Origin of the sequence: Streptomyces sp. NPDC059900 (assembly GCF_050270335.1) — a bacterium.
GTDB lineage: Bacteria > Actinomycetota > Actinomycetes > Streptomycetales > Streptomycetaceae > Streptomyces.
The window spans coordinates 1-19,732 of the sequence record NZ_JBNNJZ010000059.1; the positions used below are offsets into that span (position 1 = coordinate 1).

Annotated in this window: 16 protein-coding genes and 1 tRNA gene; 11 read left to right on the forward strand and 6 right to left on the reverse strand. The window is 71.4% G+C overall.

The annotated features are described in order from the left end of the window. Positions 1 to 21 precede the first annotated feature (21 nt). Positions 22 to 1,365 carry a UDP-N-acetylglucosamine 1-carboxyvinyltransferase gene (gene murA / locus ACQKIP_RS11925; RefSeq protein ID WP_365857293.1) on the reverse strand — a complete coding sequence of 448 codons (1,344 nt, stop codon included), beginning with the start codon at positions 1,363 to 1,365 and terminating at the stop codon, positions 22 to 24. A 245-nt stretch (positions 1,366 to 1,610) separates the two neighbouring features. Between murA and ACQKIP_RS11930 the strand changes: the two genes are divergently transcribed. The 7 genes from ACQKIP_RS11930 (at position 1,611) to ACQKIP_RS11960 (ending at position 10,044) form a co-directional block, all read left to right on the forward strand. Continuing rightward, entirely contained in the window at positions 1,611 to 2,219 is a 609-nt protein-coding gene (locus tag ACQKIP_RS11930) for a YqgE/AlgH family protein (protein ID WP_365857295.1), read from the forward strand. Positions 2,220 to 2,323: 104 nt separating this feature from the next. Then, on the forward strand, positions 2,324 to 2,623 hold the full coding sequence (locus ACQKIP_RS11935) for a DUF3039 domain-containing protein (RefSeq protein WP_361186746.1): 300 nt from the start codon (positions 2,324 to 2,326) through the stop codon (positions 2,621 to 2,623). A gap of 96 nt (positions 2,624 to 2,719) precedes the next feature. Then, complete coding sequence (locus tag ACQKIP_RS11940; protein WP_365857297.1) at positions 2,720 to 4,336, forward strand: beta-N-acetylhexosaminidase; 1,617 nt, start codon at positions 2,720 to 2,722, stop codon at positions 4,334 to 4,336. A gap of 296 nt (positions 4,337 to 4,632) precedes the next feature. Next, on the forward strand, positions 4,633 to 5,535 hold the full coding sequence (locus tag ACQKIP_RS11945; RefSeq protein WP_365857299.1) for an FAD binding domain-containing protein: 903 nt from the start codon (positions 4,633 to 4,635) through the stop codon (positions 5,533 to 5,535). After that, on the forward strand, positions 5,532 to 7,208 hold the full coding sequence (locus tag ACQKIP_RS11950; RefSeq protein WP_365857301.1) for a (2Fe-2S)-binding protein: 1,677 nt from the start codon (positions 5,532 to 5,534) through the stop codon (positions 7,206 to 7,208). Before ACQKIP_RS11945 ends, ACQKIP_RS11950 begins: the two co-directional genes overlap by 4 nt. Next, positions 7,205 to 9,511 carry a xanthine dehydrogenase family protein molybdopterin-binding subunit gene (locus ACQKIP_RS11955; RefSeq protein WP_361387647.1) on the forward strand — a complete coding sequence of 769 codons (2,307 nt, stop codon included), beginning with the start codon at positions 7,205 to 7,207 and terminating at the stop codon, positions 9,509 to 9,511. Before ACQKIP_RS11950 ends, ACQKIP_RS11955 begins: the two co-directional genes overlap by 4 nt. A gap of 38 nt (positions 9,512 to 9,549) precedes the next feature. Next, a complete protein-coding gene (locus ACQKIP_RS11960) occupies positions 9,550 to 10,044 on the forward strand; it encodes an AAA family ATPase (RefSeq protein ID WP_427742917.1) in 495 nt (164 codons plus the stop codon). Positions 10,045 to 10,160: 116 nt separating this feature from the next. On the opposite strand, the gene ACQKIP_RS11965 is transcribed toward ACQKIP_RS11960, so the two are convergent. Continuing rightward, a tRNA-Cys gene (locus ACQKIP_RS11965) sits at positions 10,161 to 10,232 on the reverse strand. 194 nt (positions 10,233 to 10,426) lie between these two features. Between ACQKIP_RS11965 and ACQKIP_RS11970 the strand changes: the two genes are divergently transcribed. The 4 genes from ACQKIP_RS11970 (at position 10,427) to ACQKIP_RS11985 (ending at position 15,732) form a co-directional block, all read left to right on the forward strand. Continuing rightward, entirely contained in the window at positions 10,427 to 11,899 is a 1,473-nt protein-coding gene (locus ACQKIP_RS11970) for an MFS transporter (protein ID WP_365857304.1), read from the forward strand. Positions 11,900 to 12,023: 124 nt separating this feature from the next. After that, positions 12,024 to 13,820, forward strand: a complete 1,797-nt coding sequence (locus tag ACQKIP_RS11975) for a DEAD/DEAH box helicase (protein WP_361186714.1) — start codon at positions 12,024 to 12,026, stop codon at positions 13,818 to 13,820. A 336-nt stretch (positions 13,821 to 14,156) separates the two neighbouring features. Next, positions 14,157 to 14,798: an IclR family transcriptional regulator gene (locus ACQKIP_RS11980; protein WP_190080202.1), complete on the forward strand. Its 642-nt coding sequence runs from the start codon at positions 14,157 to 14,159 to the stop codon at positions 14,796 to 14,798. 127 nt (positions 14,799 to 14,925) lie between these two features. Next, a complete protein-coding gene (locus tag ACQKIP_RS11985) occupies positions 14,926 to 15,732 on the forward strand; it encodes a S16 family serine protease (RefSeq protein WP_365857306.1) in 807 nt (268 codons plus the stop codon). Positions 15,733 to 15,880: 148 nt separating this feature from the next. On the opposite strand, the gene ACQKIP_RS11990 is transcribed toward ACQKIP_RS11985, so the two are convergent. The 4 genes from ACQKIP_RS11990 to ACQKIP_RS12005 all read right to left on the reverse strand — a co-directional run bounded on the left by ACQKIP_RS11990 (position 15,881) and on the right by ACQKIP_RS12005 (position 19,722). Next, on the reverse strand, positions 15,881 to 16,507 hold the full coding sequence (locus ACQKIP_RS11990; RefSeq protein ID WP_365857308.1) for an ArsR/SmtB family transcription factor: 627 nt from the start codon (positions 16,505 to 16,507) through the stop codon (positions 15,881 to 15,883). 127 nt (positions 16,508 to 16,634) lie between these two features. Then, on the reverse strand, positions 16,635 to 17,609 hold the full coding sequence (locus ACQKIP_RS11995) for a glycine betaine ABC transporter substrate-binding protein (RefSeq protein ID WP_427742910.1): 975 nt from the start codon (positions 17,607 to 17,609) through the stop codon (positions 16,635 to 16,637). After that, positions 17,606 to 18,463 (reverse strand): ABC transporter permease, encoded by an 858-nt coding sequence (locus ACQKIP_RS12000; RefSeq protein ID WP_365857993.1) that lies wholly within the window; start codon positions 18,461 to 18,463, stop codon positions 17,606 to 17,608. Before ACQKIP_RS12000 ends, ACQKIP_RS11995 begins: the two co-directional genes overlap by 4 nt. A gap of 50 nt (positions 18,464 to 18,513) precedes the next feature. After that, the gene (locus ACQKIP_RS12005; RefSeq protein ID WP_365857995.1) at positions 18,514 to 19,722 is read right to left on the reverse strand and encodes a betaine/proline/choline family ABC transporter ATP-binding protein; all 1,209 of its coding nucleotides are present in this window, start codon (positions 19,720 to 19,722) and stop codon (positions 18,514 to 18,516) included. Positions 19,723 to 19,732: the final 10 nt, after the last annotated feature.

The following is a 19,732-nucleotide window of genomic DNA, read 5'->3' on the forward strand; positions in this document are numbered from 1 at the left end:
CTTCTATGCGCTGTACGGGCTTCAGCCGAGCGTGGCCCGGCCGGGCAACTCCACCTTCGCGCCGAGCTCCACGAGCTTGTCCATGAAGTTCTCGTAGCCGCGGTTGATCAGGTCGATGCCGTGCACGCGGGACGTGCCCTGCGCCGCCAGGGCCGCGATCAGGTACGAGAAGCCGCCGCGCAGGTCGGGGATGACCAGATCGGCGCCCTGGAGCTTCGTGGGGCCGCTGACGACCGCCGAGTGGAGGAAGTTGCGCTGGCCGAAGCGGCAGTCGGAGCCGCCCAGGCACTCCCGGTAGAGCTGGATGTGTGCGCCCATCTGGTTGAGCGCGGAGGTGAAGCCGAGCCGCGACTCGTAGACCGTCTCGTGCACGATCGACAGACCCGCGGCCTGCGTCAGCGCGACGACGAGCGGCTGCTGCCAGTCCGTCTGGAAGCCGGGGTGCACGTCCGTCTCCAGGGCGATCGCGTTGAGCGAGCCGCCCGGGTGCCAGAAGCGGATGCCCTCGTCGTCGATCTCGAAGGCACCGCCCACCTTCCGGTAGGTGTTCAGGAACGTCATCATCGAGCGCTGCTGGGCGCCGCGGACGTAGATGTTGCCTTCGGTCGCCAGGGCCGCGGAAGCCCAGGAGGCGGCTTCCAGGCGGTCCGAGAGGGCGTGGTGGTTGTAGCCGCCCAGGCTGTCGACGCCGGTGACCCTTATGGTCCGGTCGGTGTCCATCGCGATGAGCGCGCCCATTTTCTGCAGGACGCAGATGAGGTCTTCGATCTCGGGCTCGACGGCGGCGTTCGAGAGCTCGGTGACGCCCTCCGCGAGGACGGCCGTCAGCAGCACCTGCTCGGTGGCGCCGACGGAGGGGTACGGCAGCTTGATCTTCGTGCCGCGCAGCCGCTGCGGGGCCTCCAGGTACTGGCCGCCTTCGCGCTTCTCGATGGTGGCGCCGAACTGGCGGAGCACCTCGAAGTGGAAGTCGATCGGCCGGCCGCCGATGTCGCAGCCGCCGAGGCCGGGGATGAAGGCGTGCCCGAGACGGTGCAGGAGCGGCCCGCAGAAGAGAATCGGGATACGCGACGACCCGGCGTGGGCGTCGATGTCCGCGACGTTGGCGCTCTCCACGTGCGAGGGGTCCATGACCAGCTCGCCCGGCTCCTCACCGGGGCGGACCGTCACGCCATGCAGCTGCAGGAGTCCGCGTACGACGCGGACGTCGCGGATGTCGGGGACATTGCGCAGCCTGCTCGGAGCGCTGCCGAGCAGCGCGGCGACCATGGCCTTGGGCACGAGGTTCTTCGCGCCGCGGACACGGATCTCGCCCTCCAGCGGGGTTCCGCCGTGGACAAGCAGTACATCGTCGGTGACGGTCATGAATCTCGCGTTCCGATTGGATGGACGGGTGGACCAAAGGGCAAGCGTAATGGGCGTGTACCCCCTTCCCGTAAGGCCAAGGGCGTCCAGAACCTGTCATGACTTCGCGACAACACGAACCGTTCGGAACCGGACACTCCGGGTCACCGGCGAAAGTGTGCGCTCCGGACGCGCCAGTGCGCCCCTGAGCTGCATTCACTCCCGTACGGGCATTGCCTCCCCCCGCGGGGCAAAGATGCGGGATCATGTCGTTCATGACCGAGGTGTCCTCGCTCACAGGGCGGCTGCTCGTGGCCACGCCTGCCCTGGCGGACCCGAACTTCGACCGCGCGGTGGTGCTTCTCCTCGACCACGACGAGGAGGGCTCACTCGGCGTGGTCCTCAACCGGCCCACGCCGGTTGACGTCGCGGACATCCTGGAGGGCTGGGGCGACCTGGCCGGAGCGCCGGGCGTCGTCTTCCAGGGCGGCCCCGTCTCGCTCGACTCCGCGCTCGGCGTGGCGGTGATCCCCGGCGACGAGGGCTCGGCCCCCGGTTCCCGGCCGCGCCCCGTCAGAGGGGAGCCCATCGGCTGGCGCCGCGTGCACGGCGCGATCGGCCTGGTCGACCTGGACACACCCCCCGAGCTCCTGGCCCCCGCGCTCGGCTCCCTGCGGATCTTCGCCGGGTATGCGGGCTGGGGCCCCGGTCAATTGGAGGAAGAACTCACGGAGGGCGCCTGGTACGTGGTCGAGTCGGAACCCGGCGACGTCTCCTCCCCGGCTCCGGAGCGGTTGTGGCGCGCGGTGCTGCGACGCCAGAGGAGCGAACTGGCAATGGTGGCCACCTACCCGGACGACCCGTCCCTCAACTGACGCACCAGCGCACAAGATCGGTCCGGCAGCTCCATGGGGTCCTTGCCGGGACCGCGCGTCGGAGCGATGCCCGGACGCCGTCGGCGTAGGTACCCTTGGATGCCATGAGCACTCTTGAGCCCGAGCCCGAGCGCGGGGCAGGTACGGGGACCCTCGTTGAGCCGACGCCGCAGGTGTCGAGCGGTGACGGTGACCACGAGCGCTTCGCGCACTATGTCCAGAAGGACAAGATCATGGCGAGCGCGCTCGACGGTACGCCCGTCGTCGCGCTCTGCGGCAAGGTGTGGGTGCCGGGTCGTGACCCGAAGAAGTACCCCGTATGCCCCATGTGCAAGGAGATCTACGAGTCCATGAGCGCCGGTGGCGACAAGGACAAGGGCGGCAAGGACGGCGGCAAGAAGTAGCAGCCTCCGGACCGGTCTCCGGCCCGCCCCGCTCGGGGCGTTGCGTGTACCGCAACGCCCCTTTTGCGTTGCGCAACGGCGTGGCAGCCTCGCCGCATGACCTTTGAGCAACTCATCCCGGCGCCCGCACGCGCCGAGGGACCGCATTCCGAAGGCTTCATCCTCGACTCCTCGACCGCGCTGCGGGCCGGACCCGGCACCGAGTCCGTCGAACGCTGGCTGCGCTCCACTCTCGGAGGCGCACTCGGCCTGCCCCTGGCGCCGGGGGAGGGCAAGGGCGTTTCGCTGAGGATCGATGACTCCCTCGCCCCCGAGGCGTACCGGCTCAGCGCGACAGCGAGCGGGATTGAAATCGCCGGCGGTGCCGCCCCCGGCGTCTTCTGGGGGGCGCAGACCCTGCGGCAGCTCATCGGCCCCGAGGCGTTCCGGCGGGCCCCGCTGCGGGCCGCCGGGCGGTACGCCGTGCCGGGGTGCCTCATCGAGGACAGCCCGCGCTTCGGCTGGCGCGGCATGATGCTCGACGTGGCCCGGCATTTCATGCCCAAGGAAGGCGTCCTGCGGTACCTGGATCTGCTCGCCGCCCACAAGCTGAACGTCTTCCACTTCCATCTCTCCGACGACCAGGGCTGGCGCGTCGAGATCAAGCGCTACCCGAAGCTGACGCAGGAGTCGTCGTGGCGGCCGCGCTCGAAGTGGGGGCACCGCGCGTCCGACCTGTGGAACGACACCCCGCACGGCGGCTACTACACGCAGGACGACATCCGCGAGATCGTCGCGTACGCCCATGAGCGGCACATCGCCGTCGTACCCGAGATCGACATCCCCGGGCACTCGCAGGCCGCCATCCACGCCTATCCGGAACTCGGCAATACCGACGTCGTCGACACCGCGTCGCTCGGCGTCTGGGACAGCTGGGGCGTCAATCCGAACGTCCTCGCGCCGACCGAGAACACCCTCCGCTTCTACGAGGGCGTGTTCGAGGAACTCCTTGAGCTCTTCCCTTCCACCTTCATTCATGTCGGCGGCGACGAATGCCCCAAGGACCAGTGGAAGGCCTCGCCCGCCGCGCAGGCCCGCATCAAGGAACTGGGGGTCGGTGACGAGGACGGGCTCCAGAGCTGGTTCATCCGGCACTTCGACTCCTGGCTGACCGCGCGCGGACGCCGTCTCGTCGGCTGGGACGAGATCCTGGAGGGCGGTCTTGCGGAAGGGGCCACCGTTTCTTCCTGGCGCGGATACGGCGGCGGCATCGCGGCGGCCAAGGCGGGCCACGACGTCGTCATGTGCCCCGAGCAGCAGGTGTACTTGGACCACCGGCAGCACGGCGGCCCCGACGAGCCCGTGCCCATCGGCTTCGTCCGCACCCTGGAGGACGTGTACCGCTTCGAGCCGGTGCCGCCGCAGCTCACCCAGGAAGAGGCCAGGCACGTGCTCGGCACGCAGGCCAACGTCTGGACCGAGGTGATGGAGTACCACGCACGCGTGGACTACCAGGTGTTCCCGCGGCTTGCCGCCTTCGCCGAGGTCGCCTGGAGCACCCTGCCCGAGCCCGCCGAGCGTGACTACGCGGACTTCGAGCGGCGAATGACTCCGCATTACGCGCGACTTGACGCACTCGGCGTCGACTACCGCCCGCCGGGCGGTCCGTTGCCGTGGCAGAAGCGTCCGGGGGTGCTCGGACGCCCGATCGAGGGGGCGCCCCCGAACAGGTGAGGCATACCCCGTAGTCCGTGTGTCGGGCTGCCCGCGCTGGGAGCGTGGGCAGCCGGACCAAAGGCGTACAAGGGTCACCGAAGAGTGGCAATTCCCGCTGACCGGTGAGGGCGTGCGAAATCGGCACATCTCCCGGGTCTGCGGACGAATGGCTCCTAGCGGACCCCCGCGCCGGGGGCCGGGGAAGATGTGCCAGAGTTGCCACGTCCGGGCTGTGAGCACGTACCGTACGGCGGAACAGGCGTAACGGTGGGAACGGCGAGAAAGCCGCCGGGCATCGGGAAGGGGCAGCCGGTTTGACCACGCACGCACCGCAGGCGGCGCAGCACGCGCAGACGGCGAAGCTGCCTGGGACATTGGACGAGGCCGTCGAGGCGCTCGCCGCGATGCCCGCCGCCGTGCCCGTGGCCGGCGGCACCGACCTCATGGCATCCGTCAACGCGGGCCTCCTGCGCCCCGCCGCGCTCGTCGGCCTCGGCCGCATCAGCGAGATCCGCGGCTGGCAGTACCAGGACGGCCACGCGCTGCTCGGCGCGGGCCTGACCCACGCACGCGTCGGGCGACCCGATTTCGCGGCCCTGATCCCGGCCCTCGCCGCCGCCGCGCGCGCGGCGGGACCCCCGCAGATCCGCAACGCGGGCACCCTCGGCGGCAACATCGCCACGGCGGGGCCCACCGGCGACACACTGCCCGTCCTGGCCGCCCTGGAGGCCGTGCTCATCATCGCGGGACCCGGCGGCGCGCGCCGCGAGGTGCCCGTCTCGCACCTGCTCGCGGGGATGGACATGCTCCGCCCCGGCGAACTCATCGGCTTCGTACGGCTGCCGCTCCTGCACGCCCCGCAGGTCTTCCTGAAGGCGACGGGACGGACCGGGCCCGGCCGCGCCACCGCGTCCGTCGCGCTGGTCCTGGACCCCGCGCGGCGCGGGGTGCGCTGCGCGGTCGGCGCCGTCGCGCCGATGCCGCTGCGGCCCCTGGAGGCCGAGCAGTGGGTCGCGTCGCTGATCGACTGGGACGGCGCGCGGGCGATAGTGCCGGAGGCGCTCACCGCCTTCGGCGAGTACGTCGCCGCGGCCTGCATCCCCGATCACCCACCGGCGGAGGACGGCTCCCCGCAGCCGCTGCCGCCCGCCGTACTGCACCTGCGGCGCACCGTCGCCGCGCTGGCCCGACGAGCACTGGGGAGGGCGCTGTCGTGAGCGACGAGCAGAACAACAACGGCGGCTGGCAGCCGCATCCGCAGGGCGAGTACGACTCGGACGCCACGGCCTTCGTGCAACTGCCCGAAGGCGCGCTCGACTCCTTCGACCACTCGCCGCTCGCCGCGCCCGGACACGGTTACGTGCCCCCGCAGATAACGGTCACCCCGACGACCGCCGACGCGACGGACCCGGCGGCCACCGGCGTCTGGGCCATGCCGCCCGAGGTGACCGGCGTCCAGAACGTGCAGTGGCCGTCCGCGGGCGGCGTGCCCGGTGCCGAGACCGCCGGGCACGAAGGCCATGACGTACAGGAGCACGCGTACGACCCGCGGGCCACCGGGCAGTGGAGCTTCCACGAGGCGGAGGAGCACGCGCCCGCCGCGCCTGCCCCGGCCGATGTCACGGGCCAGTGGTCGATTCCCGTCGCCAATGGTGATCTTCCGGACGAATCGGGCGAGTTCACCGCGTCCTCGCTCGCCGCGCAGTGGGGCGGTTCGCCGCCCGCGACGCTGCCGGGCGGCGCCGCGGCGCCGTGGGCGACCGGAGGCGCGGGCGCGGGCGCGCCGTGGTCGGAGCCCGCACAGCCGCACGCCGAGCCGCAGCCGCACGGCGAGCAGCAACCGCACGCGGAGCCGCAGCAGTACGCCGAGCACGGCCTGTACGCCGAGCCCGAGCCGTACGTCCAGCCGCAGTACCAGCAGCACCACCCGCACGCCGAGCCGCAGCACCACGAGCCCGTGGTGCCCCCGGAGCCGTTCGTCCCGGAGGCGCCGGTCGCTCCCGAGATGCATGTGACGGTGCCCGAGGCGCCCGCGGAGCCCGAACCGGAGCCCGAGGCCGAGGCAGAACCCGAAGCCGAGCCCGAAGCCGAGGCCGAACCGGACACCGCACCCGAAGCCGAGGCGGAGCCCGCCCCCGAAGCGGACCCGGAAACCGCTCCCGAAGCCGCACCCGAAGCCGCCTCCGACGCGGAGCCGGAGACCGCCCCCGAGGCCGACCCCGCGGAGCCCGAAGAGCCCGCCGCCACCGTCCTCGGCGACGAACACCCCCTGTGCTCGTACGTCCTGCGCGTCAACGGCGCAGACCGCCCCGTCACCGACGCCTGGATCGGCGAGTCCCTGCTCTACGTCCTGCGCGAGCGCCTGGGCCTGGCGGGCGCCAAGGACGGCTGCTCGCAGGGCGAGTGCGGTGCCTGCAACGTCCAGGTGGACGGCCGGCTCGTCGCCTCCTGCCTGGTGCCCGCGGCCACCGCCGCCGGCAGCGAGGTCCGTACCGTCGAGGGCCTCGCCGTCGACGGCAGACCCTCCGACGTGCAGCGGGCGCTCGCCGCCTGCGGCGCCGTCCAGTGCGGCTTCTGCGTGCCGGGCATGGCGATGACCGTGCACGACCTGCTCGAAGGCAACCCCGCGCCGACCGACCTGGAGACCCGCCGCGCCCTGTGCGGCAACCTGTGCCGCTGCTCCGGATACCGCGGCGTGCTCGACGCCGTGCAGGAGGTGGTCGCCGAACGCGAGGCGTCCGCGTCCGCCGCCGAGCCGTCGGACCAGGGCGACCCGGCGGGCGAGGCGCGCATCCCGCACCAGGCGGGACCCGGCGCCGGAGGGGTCAACCCGGCGGCGCAGGACGGAACGTACGAAGGACCCTACGGCCAGGACGGAGGCCAGGCGTGAGCAACGAAGCCGCGGCGCACACCGCGACCGCCGTGGAGACGCAGCCGGGGCCCGAGCCGCTGCCGCACGGCATCGGCGCCTCGCTGCCGTCCGCCGAGTCCCGCGCCAAGACGGAGGGCACCTTCCCCTACGCGGCCGACCTGTGGGCGGAGGGGCTGCTGTGGGCGGCCGTCCTGCGCTCGCCGCACGCGCACGCGCGCATCGTCTCCATCGACACGTCCCAGGCACGCGAGATGCCGGGCGTGCGCTCCGTCGTCACGCACGAGGACGTGCCCGGTGAGGGGCTGCACGGCCGCAAGACCGCGGACCGTCCGGTCTTCGCCTCCGACGTCGTACGCCACCACGGCGAGCCCATCGCCGCCGTGGCCGCCGATCACCCCGACACGGCGCGGATGGCCGCCGCCGCCATCTTCGTCGAGTACGAGGTGATGGAGCCGGTCACCGACCCCGAGAAGGCGTTCGCGGCCGAGCCCCTGCACCCCGACGGCAATCTGATCCGGCACATCCCGCTGCGGCACGGCGACCCGGAGGCGGCGGGCGAACTCGTCGTCGAGGGCCTCTACCGCATCGGCCGCCAGGACCCGGCGCCGATCGGCGCGGAGGCGGGGCTCGCGGTGCCGCGTCCGGACGGCGGCGTCGAGCTGTACATCGCCTCCACCGACCCGCACGCCGACCGCGACATGGCCGCGTCCTGCTACGGCATCGACCCGGACATCGTGAAGGTCGTCGTGACCGGCGTCCCCGGCGCGACCGCCGACCGCGAGGACGCCAGCTTCCACCTCCCGCTCGGCCTGCTCGCGCTGACCACCGGCTGCCCGGTGAAGCTCACCGCGACCCGCGAGGAGTCCTTCCTGGGCCACGCCCACCGCCATCCGACGCTCCTTCGCTACCGCCACCACGCGGACGCGGAGGGCAAGTTGGTGAAGGTGGAGGCGCAGGTCCTGCTCGACGCGGGGGCGTACGCGGACACCTCTTCGGACGCGCTCGCCGCGGCCGTCTCCTTCGCCTGCGGTCCGTACGTGGTGCCGAACGCCTTCATCGAGGGCTGGGCGGTGCGCACGAACAACCCGCCGTCCGGACACGTCCGGGGCGAGGGCGCCATGCAGGTGTGCACGGCGTACGAAGCGCAGATGGACAAGATCGCCAAGAAGCTGGGCATCGACCCCGCGGAGCTGCGGCTGCGCAACGCGATGGCCACCGGCGACATCCTGCCCACGGGCCAGACGGTGACCTGCCCGGCTCCGGTGGCCGAACTCCTCGGCGCCGTACGGGACTTCCCGCTGCCCGAGCTGCCCAAGGACACCCCCGAGGACGAGTGGCTGCTGCCCGGCGGCCCCGAGGGCGCGGGCGAACCGGCCGCGGTGCGCCGGGGCGTGGGCTACGGCCTCGGCATGGTCCAACTCCTGGGCGCAGAAGGCACGGACGAGGTCTCCACGGCCACCGTGAAGGTCCATGACGGCGTCGCCACGGTGATCTGCGCGGCGGTCGAGACGGGCCAGGGCTTCTCCACGCTCGCCCGCCAGATCGTCCAGGAGACCCTGGGCATCGACGACGTCCGCGTGGCCCCCGTCGACACGGACCAGCCCCCGGCCGGACCGAGCTGCCACGGCCGCCACACCTGGGTGTCGGGCGGTGCGGTGGAGCGTGCGGCGAAGATGGTCCGCACCCAGCTTCTCCAGCCCCTGGCCCACAAGTTCGGGATGTCCACCGAGCTGCTCCAGATCACCGACGGCAAGATCACCTCGTACGACGGGGTGCTCAGCACGACCGTCACCGAGGCGATGGACGGCAAGGAACTGTGGGCCACCGCCCAGTGCCGCCCGCATCCCACCGAGCCGCTCGACGAGGCCGGGCAGGGCGATGCCTTCGTGGGCATGGCGTTCTGCGCGATCCGCGCGGTCGTGGACGTGGACATCGAGATCGGTTCGGTACGGGTCGTGGAGCTGGCGGTCGCCCAGGACGTGGGCCGCATCCTGAACCCGACCCAGCTGAAGGTGCGTATCGAGGCGGGCGTCACGCAGGGCGTCGGCGCGGCGCTCACGGAGAACCTCCGCACGCCGCGCGGCCTGGTCCGCCACCCCGACCTGACGGGGTATGCCCTGCCGACGGCCCTGGACACCCCCGACATCCGCATCGTGAAGTTGGTGGAGGAGCGGGACGTGGTGGCTCCCTTCGGCGCGAAGGCGGCGAGCGCGGTGCCGGTCGTGACGACCCCGGCGGCGGTGGCGTCGGCGGTGCGCGCGGCCACCGGGCGGCCGGTGAACAGGCTGCCGATCCGCCCGCAGGCTGCGGTCGCGACGTGACGGCGCCGCTGAGCGGTGTCGTCGTCATCACCGGGATCATGGCCTCGGGCAAGTCGACGGTGGCGCAGGCGCTGGCCGAGCGGCTGCCGCGCGCGGCGCACGTGCGCGGTGACGTCTTCCGCCGGATGATCGTGTCGGGCGGCCAGGAGTACGAGCCCGGCGCGTCGGACGAGGCGGCGGCCCAACTGCGGCTGCGGTACGGCCTGTCGGCCGCAACTGCCGACGCGTACGCGGCCGCGGGCTTCGTCGCGGTGGTCCAGGACGTCATCCTGGGCGAGGAGTTGAAGACGTACGTGGACCTGCTGCACACGCGTCCCGTGCACGTCGTCGTCCTGGCCCCGCGCCCGGACGCGGTCGCCGCGCGGGAGGCCGGTCGCGGCAAGACCGGGTACGGCGCGTGGACCGTGGAGGCCCTGGACTCGGGATTCCGGTCCACGACCCCGAGGCTCGGCCTCTGGCTGGACAGCTCCGACCTGACGGTCGACGAGACGGTGGACGCGATTCTCGCGGGGCTCGACGAGGCGCGGGTCTAGCGGCTGGGGGCCGGCGGGTCCGCCTTCTGCTTGCCGTCGGGCCCGGCGGACCGGTCGCATGCGGGTCCGTTGTGGCTGGTCGCGCAGTTCCCCGCGCCCCTTCGGGGCGCTCTTTGAGGCCGTGGCGGGAATCGAACCCACGTAACTCGCTTTGCAGGCGAGCCCCTAAACCACTCGGGCACACGGCCGAGTCCGAACTCGACTCCTTGAACCTAAGCGCCCGCAACCGGCCGCTCAAGGAAATCGCCGCCTCCGCAACGGGACTGCCACACCCCGTTCATGAACGGGCTCCGGCGGGCGAGCGGTCGTACGACCAAGGGACCAGTACCGGCCCGCCTCCGGACAGGGGTTATCTCGTGCTACGCCCCTTACGCTGGCCAGCATGAGCGCTCTGGACCCCCGCGACACCGACGTCGCAGCCGCCCCGATAGTCCCGCCCTCCGAACTGAAGGGCGGAGTGCTGCGTGCCCCCTACCGCGCGCTCAGCCTCGGCATCGTCTCCGTGGTGCTGCTCATCGCCTTCGAAGCGACCGCCGTCGGGACCGCGATGCCGGTGGCCGCCCGTGAGCTGAACGGCGTCTCCCTCTACGCCTTCGCCTTCTCCGCGTACTTCACGACCAGCCTCTTCGGCATGGTGCTCTCGGGGCAGTGGGCCGACCGGCGCGGACCCCTCGGGCCGCTCGCCACCGGGATCGCAGCCTTCGCGGCGGGGCTGCTGCTCTCCGGGACCGCCGGGGCCATGTGGATGTTCATCCTCGGCCGCGCGGTGCAGGGGCTCGGCGGCGGCCTCGTCATCGTCGCCCTCTACGTCGTCGTCAGCCGGGCCTACCCGGAGCATCTGCGCCCGTCCATCCTCGCGGCGTTCGCGGCCTCCTGGGTCGTGCCGTCCGTGGTGGGGCCGCTGGTCGCCGGGACGGTCACCGAGCACCTCGGGTGGCGCTGGGTCTTCGTCGGGATTCCGGTGCTCGTCGTGGCGCCGCTCGCCCTCGCGCTGCCCGCCATCCGGCGCACCGCCTCCGGGCCCGTCGACCCCGCCGCGCCCGTCGAGGCCTTCGACCGGCGGCGCGTCCGGCTCGCGCTCGGGATCTCGCTGGGGGCGGGGCTCCTCCAGTACGCCGGGCAGGCTGTGTCTGATCCAAGCGAGCGGTGGCTCTCGCTCGCCCCGGCGGCCGTCGGCGCGGCGGTGCTCGTGCCCGCCGTGCTCGGCCTGCTGCCGCGCGGCACCTACCGGGCCTCCCACGGCCTGCCCTCCGTCGTACTCCTGCGGGGCATCGCCGCCGGGTCCTTCATCGCCGCCGAGTCCTTCGTGCCGCTGATGCTCGTCACCCAGCGCGGGCTCTCGCCGACCATGGCGGGGCTCTCGCTCGCCGTGGGCGGCGCGACCTGGGCGTTCGGATCGTTCGTACAGTCGCGCCCGGCCATGGAGCCGCACCGGACCCGGCTCATGGTCGGCGGGATGATCCTGGTCGCCGCCGCCATCGCCACCGCGCCCACGGTCCTGATCGACGCCGTCCCCGTATGGATCGTCGCGGTGGCCTGGGCCTTCGGCTGCCTCGGCATGGGCACGGTCATCGGGTCCACGAGCGTGCTGCTCCTGCGCCTCTCGCCGCCCAAGGACGCGGGCGCGAACTCCGCCGCCCTCCAGATCTCCGACGGCCTCTCCAACGCCCTGCTGCTCGCCGCGGGCGGCGCCGCCTTCGCCGCACTCGGCGGCGGCACGGTCGGCGCGACCCACGGCGCGGGCGCGGTGGACGGCTCGCACCCGGCGGCCTTCGTCGCCGTCTTCCTGCCGATGGCGGCGGTCGCCCTGGTCGGGGCCTGGGTGGGGACGCGCCTGAAGGAACGCACGCACTGAGGCCCGCCGTGTGACACCCGTCGCACCCGGCCCGCACCCCGCATTGTCATCGGACCCGCGTCAACACATCACCGGTAGGGTGGCCCGGTTGTCGTACGTACCCGAGCGCCAAAAACCGGAGACCGTGACTACCACCGCCGCCAACTCCGCATCCCACCACCTCTCTCCCGCCTTCCCCGGCCGCGCCCCCTGGGGCACCGCCAACAAGCTGCGTGCCTGGCAGCAGGGCGCGATGGAGCGGTACCTCCAGGAGCAGCCGCGTGACTTCCTGGCCGTCGCGACACCCGGCGCCGGCAAGACGACGTTCGCGCTGACGCTCGCGTCCTGGCTGCTGCACCACCACGTCGTGCAGCAGGTGACGGTGGTCGCGCCGACCGAGCATCTGAAGAAGCAGTGGGCGGAGGCCGCGGCCCGCATAGGGATCAAGCTGGACCCCGAGTACAGCGCCGGGCCGCTCAGCAAGGAGTACCAGGGCGTCGCCATCACGTACGCGGGTGTCGGCGTGCGGCCCATGCTGCACCGCAACCGCGTGGAGCAGCGCAAGACCCTGGTGATCCTCGACGAGATCCACCACGCCGGTGACTCGAAGTCGTGGGGCGAGGCCTGCCTGGAGGCCTTCGAGCCCGCGACCCGGCGCCTCGCGCTCACCGGAACGCCCTTCCGCTCCGACACCAACCCGATCCCCTTCGTCGCGTACGAGGAGGGGAACGACGGCATCCGGCGGTCGGCCGCCGACTACACGTACGGATACGGGAGCGCGCTCGGCGACGGCGTCGTGCGGCCCGTCATCTTCCTCTCCTACTCCGGCAACATGCGCTGGCGCACCAAGGCCGGCGACGAGATCGCGGCGCGGCTCGGCGAGCCGATGACCAAGGACGCCATCTCGCAGGCCTGGCGGACGGCCCTCGACGCGCGCGGCGAGTGGATGCCGAACGTGCTCAAGGCCGCCGACCAGCGGCTCACCGAAGTACGGAAGGCCATCCCGGACGCCGGTGGCCTCGTCATCGCCTCCGACCAGGACTCCGCCCGCTCGTACGCCAAGCTGATCCGCGAGCTCACCGGCGAGAAGGCCACCGTCGTGCTCTCCGACGACGTGGGCGCGTCCAAGCGGATCGACGACTTCACCGCGAGCAACGACCGCTGGATGGTCGCGGTCCGCATGGTGTCCGAGGGCGTCGACGTGCCGCGCCTCGCGGTGGGCGTGTACGCGACCACGATCTCCACGCCACTCTTCTTCGCGCAGGCCGTGGGCCGTTTCGTACGGTCCCGGCGGCGCGGCGAGACCGCGTCCGTCTTCCTGCCCACGGTCCCCGACCTGCTCGGCCACGCCAACGAGATGGAGGTCGAGCGCGACCACGTGCTCGACAAGCCGAAGAAGGAGGGGGAAGAGGACCCCTACGCCGAGTCCGAGAAGGAGATGGACGAGGCGAACAAGGCGGAGGACGAGGACACCGGCGAGCAGGAGCAGTTCTCCTTCGAGGCCCTGGAGTCCGACGCCGTCTTCGACCGGGTCCTCTTCGACGGCGCCGAATTCGGCATGCAGGCCCACCCGGGGAGCGAGGAGGAGCAGGACTACCTGGGCATCCCGGGGCTCCTCGAACCCGACCAGGTGCAGATGCTGCTCCAGAAGCGGCAGGCCCGGCAGATCGCGCACAGCAAGAAGCGGCCCGACGAGGAGGCGGATCTGCTCGAACTCCCCGCCGAGCGGCGGCCCGTGGTCTCCCACAAGGAGATGCTCGAACTGCGCAAGCAGCTCAACACGATGGTCGGCGCGTACTCCCACCAGAGCGGGAAGCCGCACGGCGTGATCCACACCGAGCTGCGGCGCACCTGCGGCGGCCCGCCGAGCGCGGAGGCGACCGCCGGGCAGCTGCGGCAGCGCATCGCGAAGGTCGGGGAGTGGGCCACCCGCATGAAGTAGGGCCCTCTCTCCTGGCGACCGGAGTCCCCTCTCCCGGCGGTCGGGGGAGGAGGGGTGTGTTCCGAGTGTGGGGGAGTCGTGCGTACTCCTGGCCGCGTGCCCCGCGTATGGGGCATTGCGCCCCTAACAACCGGTCTCGTGCCCGGATTCTGGACGGAGTCTTCCGCTGAGCGGGACGGTCTCGCTACTGTCCCCGCAACGTACACGCCCCGTGGCAGCGCCGCCGCGGAGCGCAGCCGGAGTTCCGACCGGCGGCCTCTGACGCGCGTCGCCCACGGGACCGGCGACGCAACCGCCGTAAAGGGGCCGTCGACCCTCACCTAAGGAGTGGGCGTCGTGACCGCGGAGACTTCCCAGACCCTCGACAGAGGGCTGCGTGTCCTCAAGTTGTTGGCCGACACCGATCACGGGCTCACCGTCACCGAGCTCTCGAACAAGCTCGGCGTGAACCGCACCGTGGTGTACCGCCTCCTCGCCACGCTTGAGCAGCATGCCCTGGTCCGCCGCGACCTGGGCGGCCGCGCACGGGTCGGCCTCGGGGTGCTGCGCCTGGGCCGGCAGGTGCATCCGCTGGTACGGGAGGCCGCGCTGCCCGCCCTCCGCTCCCTCGCCGAGGACATAGGCGCCACGGCGCATCTGACCCTGGTCGACGGCACCGAGGCTCTCGCCGTCGCCGTGGTCGAGCCGACCTGGACGGATTACCACGTGGCCTACCGCACCGGCTTCCGGCACCCCCTGGACCGGGGCGCCGCGGGCCGGGCGATCCTCGCCGCCAGGCAGGGCCTCGCCACCGACCCCGGCTACGCGCTCACGCACGGCGAGCTGGAGGCGGGCGCGAGCGGGGCCGCGGCGCCGCTGGTGGGCGTCACCGGCATAGAGGGCAGCGTGGGGGTCGTCATGCTGTCGGACTCGGTGCCGGAGCGGGTGGGGCCGCGGGTGGTCGACGCGGCCCGCGAGGTGGCCGACGCGTTGCGCTGAGGCCGCGCGGGCGAGCGGGCTTTCCCTGGCGCCGTCGATCACCGGCGCCGTCGATCACCGGCTCCGCCGAGTTCGTCCTCAATCGCCGGACAGGCTTGATCATTCCCTCGCACGTTAGATTGATCCCGTGTTCTCCCTCTCCAGCCTCACGCGCCCCAAGGTCCTCGCCGTCTGTGCCGTACCCGTGGTCGCCCTGCTCGCCGTCACCGCACTGGCACCGCTGCCGTTCGCGGTGGCCCAGCCGGGGTCGACGGCGAACGTGCTCGGCGCGAGCGAGGGCAAGCCGGTCATCACGATCAGCGGTGCGCCCACCCGTGAGACGAGCGGGCAGCTGCGCATGACGACGATCGTGGCGACGGGTCCGACGATGGACGTGCGCCTGGGTGACGTGGTGGACGGCTGGTTCCGTACGGACCGGTCCGTGATGCCCAAGGACTCGGTGTACCCCACCGGCGACAACGAAGAGGAAGTCGAGAAGCACAACCTCGGCGACATGAAGAAGTCGCAGGACACGGCCACGCGGGCCGCGCTCTCCTATCTGAAGGAGAACGGCGTGGACGGCACGGACAAGGTGAAGGTGAAGGTCGACCTCGGCAAGGTCGGCGGACCCAGCGCGGGCCTCTTCCTCTCGCTCGGCATCATCGACATGATCGACGGGAACGGCAGCGGCGGGGACCTCACGGGCGGCCGGAAGATCGCGGGCACCGGCACGATCGCCGACGACGGCAAGGTCGGCCCGGTCGGCGGTGTCTCGATGAAGACGCAGGCCGCCAGGCGGGACGGGGCGAGCGTCTTCCTGGTCCCTCAGGCGGAGTGCTCGGACGCGCAGGCGGAGCTGCCGGAGGGGCTGCGGCTGATCCCGGTCAAGACGTTGCAGGGTACGGTCGAGTCGCTGCGGGCGCTGGACAAGGGCGGGAAGGTTCCGAGCTGCTGACCAGCTTCAACCCCAACTCGACCATGGTCCAGCCCAGTTGCGTGCGCAGCTGGGGGCCACGGGAGCGCGGGGGAGCCGCCTCGTGCAGTTCCGTGGCCAGGGCGTGGTGCAGCAGCAGATGTACGTCGGAGTGCATGGCCGGTACCTCTCACTCGGTGTAGTGCGTCGGGAAGATGTGGGTGTGCAGGCGCACCCTGGCGGAGTCGGGATGCGACGCGTCGACGGCCCGCGCGCGGTAGCTCTCGATGAGCTCTTCGAGCTTGCCGCTCAGTTCGGCGGTCAGCTCGGGCGTCAGGCGCAGGGTGTAGTCGCTGGTGTCCGAGCTCTCGATCCACTCCGCGGGCCAGTCGTGCTGGGTGCCGATCCAGGTGGACATCTCCGTGGCGTGGAACGTCGCCACTTCGTGGAGGTAGACGGCGACCGCGCCGCGCACCGCCGGGTCCGGGTCGCTCATGAGCGAATCGTCCAGACGCGTTCCCTGGTGCGCCGACTGCCACCAGCGCTCGCGTCCCTTGCCGCGCTCCGGTGCGTCCTCGACGAAGCCGTGGGCCGCGAGCTGGCGCAGGTGATAGCTGGTCGCCCCGCTGGACTCGCCCAAACGGTCCGCCAGTCGGGAGGCGGTCGCCGGACCGTCCTTCCGCAGCGAGACGAGCAGCTGCATGCGCAGCGGATGCGCGAGCCCTCGCAGCGAGCGGGGGGTGAGGTCGTGGATCTTCCGGGGCGCCGGCTCTGCCGTGCCGTCCGGGGTCTCTGGCTCTTCCGTACCGTCCGTCATGCTCCGAAGGTAAGCATGCAAAGACTCCGTTGCAACCCTTTCTTTGCAACGGAGTCTTTGTAACTTCCGGAAGCTGGAGTTCCGTTGGGCACCCCCGCCAGGACTCCCGCCAGGACTCCCGCCAGTGCTACTCCTTGACGAACCCCTCCTGGATCAGCCACTCCTTCGCCACGTCGTGCGGATCCTGGCCGTCCACGTCCACCTTGGAGTTCAGGTCCTGGGCCATCTTGTTGTTCAGCTTCTTCGTGATGGGGGCCAGGACCTCGGCGATCTCCGGGTGCTCCTTCAGGGACTTGCTGTTGATCTCCGGGGCGACGTTGTAGTTGGGGAAGAAGTGCTTGTCGTCCTCCATCGGCGTCAGGTTCATCGCCTTGATGCGCCCGTCGGTGGTGAAGACCTCGCCGTACACGCAGGACCCCTTGGCGGCCTGGGTGTAGATGATCCCGGTGTCCATCTTGGTGATGTTGGAGTTGGGGATCTTCATCCCGTACTTTTTTTGCATGCCCGGCAGCCCGTCCTCGCGCGAGGAGAACTCGCTCTCCACGCACAGCGTGACCGCCTTGGGGTCCGACTTCGAGAGGGCCGCCACGTCGGAGAGCGTCTTCGTCTTGTACTTGGCCTTGTTCTTCTCGTTCAAGGCCAGGGCGTAGGTGTTGTTGAGCTCGGCGGGCGGCAGCCAGGTGACGCCGTTCGCCGCGTCCGCCTTGCGCACCGCCTCCCACTGCTTGTGCGGGTCGTCGATGGGATCGGAGTTGCCGAGGTACGTGATCCAGGCGGTGCCCGTGTACTCGTACATGGCGTCCGCGTCGCCGCTCTTGACGGCCTCGCGGGCGCCGATCGAGCCCTGGATGCCCGTCCGGTCCAGGACGTCCGCGCCGGCCGCCTTGAAGGCGATGCCCATGATCGCGCCGAGGATCCGCTGTTCGGTGAACTCCTTGGACGCCACGGTGAGGTCGGCGCCCTTCAGGGGGAGGCCCTTGCCGACCGTGCCCGGCTTGACGTCGTCCACCATCGGGCTGCCGCTGGTGAGGCCGCAGCTCACGAGCAGGGCCCCGCCCACGACACCGGCGGCCGCCGTACGCAATGTCAGTGTCATCCTCATGACCCGGCCTCCAGCCCGCGCGGACGAAGGACCAGTTCGGCCAGGGAAGCCAGCCAGTCCACGAGCAGCGCGAGCGCGATCGTCAGGATCGAGCCGAGCACGAGCACCGGCATCCGCTGATTGGTGATCCCGGTGGTGATGAGGTCGCCGAGCCCGCCGCCGCCGCCGAAGGTGGCGAGCGTGGCCGTACCGACGTTCAGGACGAGCGCGGTACGCACACCCGCGAGGATCAGCGGTACGGCCAGCGGGAGTTCGACCTTGCCGAGGACGCCGAGGGGCGACATCCCGATGCCGCGCGCGGCCTCCAGGAGGGTCGGGTCATTGGCGTTCAGGCCCGCGATCGTGTTGGAGAGGACCGGCAGGACGGCGTAGATGATGATGCCGATCAGGGCCGCCTTCTCGCCGATGCCGATCCAGATCACCAGGAGAGCGAGGAGGCCGATCGCCGGGGTCGCCTGGCCGATGTTGGCCACGGCCATCGCGACGGGCGCCCCTTTGCGCAGCTTCCTGCGGGTCAGCAGGATGCCGAGCGGGATCGCGATGATCAGCACGAAGAAGGTGGAGATCACCGTCAGTTCGATGTGCTGGCGCAGCCTGAGCCACACATTGCCGTCCGCCAGGGCGTTCTTTGAGATCGAGTCCAGGTCGGCCTGCTGGAACCACAGCCAGGTGAGCAGCAGGACGACGACGAGGAACGCGGGCAGGACGACGAGCTTCGGCCAGCCGATCCGCCGTGCCCGGCCCGTGGCCGCCGCTCCCGGGGGCGGCGGCTCCGGCTCGCCCTCGCCCGTGTCGCGGAAGACATGGCCCTTGACCTCGTGCTCGCCCTCGGGCCGTGGTTCGGGGGCGTCCAGGGGCGAGGGTTTGTGCTCGGGGATCTTGGGGTTGTTCCCGGGGATGCCGCTCACGCCTTCGCCGCCCCTCCGTCGCCCTCCTGCTCGTGGTGGGTCAGCAGGGAACGCTGCTCCTGGAGTTCGTGCTGGTGCTCCACGGCGTCGAGCCGGTCCGCCTCCAGCATCTCGTGCACGGAGTTCATCAGGGTCTGCATGTCCACGACCCCGGTGAACTCCCCGCGCCGCCCGGTGACCGCGACCCGCCCCGCGTTGTCCGTGAGGACCGCTTCGAGCGCGTCGCGCAGGGTGGCGTCACGGGTGACCGTGTCGTGCACCAGGGTGCCCGCGCGGGCCAGGGAACCCTCGGCGCGCATCAGGTCGCCGCGCCGCAGCCACTTGTAGGGGCGGCGGCGTTTGTCGAGGAGCAGCAGTTCGTTCGTACCGCTGGAGCGCAGCTTGTCGAAGATGTCCTGGAGCGGATCGTCGACGGTCACCGTCGCGAAGTCGGCGATCTCCACGTCCCGTACGCGGGTGAGGTTGAGCCGCTTCAGGGCCGCGCCCGCGCCCACGAAACCGGAGACGAAGTCGTCGGCGGGGTTGGTCAGGATGGCTTCCGGGGTGTCGAACTGCGCGATGTGCGAGCGCTCCCGGAGCACCGCGATGCGGTCGCCGAGCTTGATCGCCTCGTCGAAGTCGTGCGTGACGAAGACGATCGTCTTGTGCAGCTCGTGCTGGAGCCGGATCAGCTCGTCCTGGAGGTGGTCGCGGGTGATCGGGTCGACCGCGCCGAACGGCTCGTCCATCAGGAGGACGGGCGGGTCCGCCGCCAGGGCCCGCGCCACGCCCACGCGCTGCTGCTGGCCGCCGGAGAGCTGGCGCGGATAGCGGCCGTGGAACTCGGCGGGGTCGAGCCCGACCAGGTCGAGCATCTCCTCGACCCTGGACTTGATCTTCGTCTTGCCCCAGCCGATCATCTTCGGCACGAGGGCGATGTTCTGGGCGACGGTCATGTGCGGGAAGAGCCCGGACGACTGGATCGCGTACCCGATCTTGCGGCGCAGCTTCACCGGGTCCATGTCGGTGACGTCCTCGCCGCCGATGCGGATGCGCCCGCTCGTCGGCTCGATAAGGCGGTTGATCATCTTCAGCGTGGTCGACTTACCGCAGCCCGAGGGGCCGACGAGGATGACGATCTCGCCCGCCTTGATCTCCATGCTGACGCTGTCCACCGCGGGGTCGCCGCTGCCCGCGTACCGCTTGGTGAGGTTCTCCAGCTCGATCGTCGCGCCC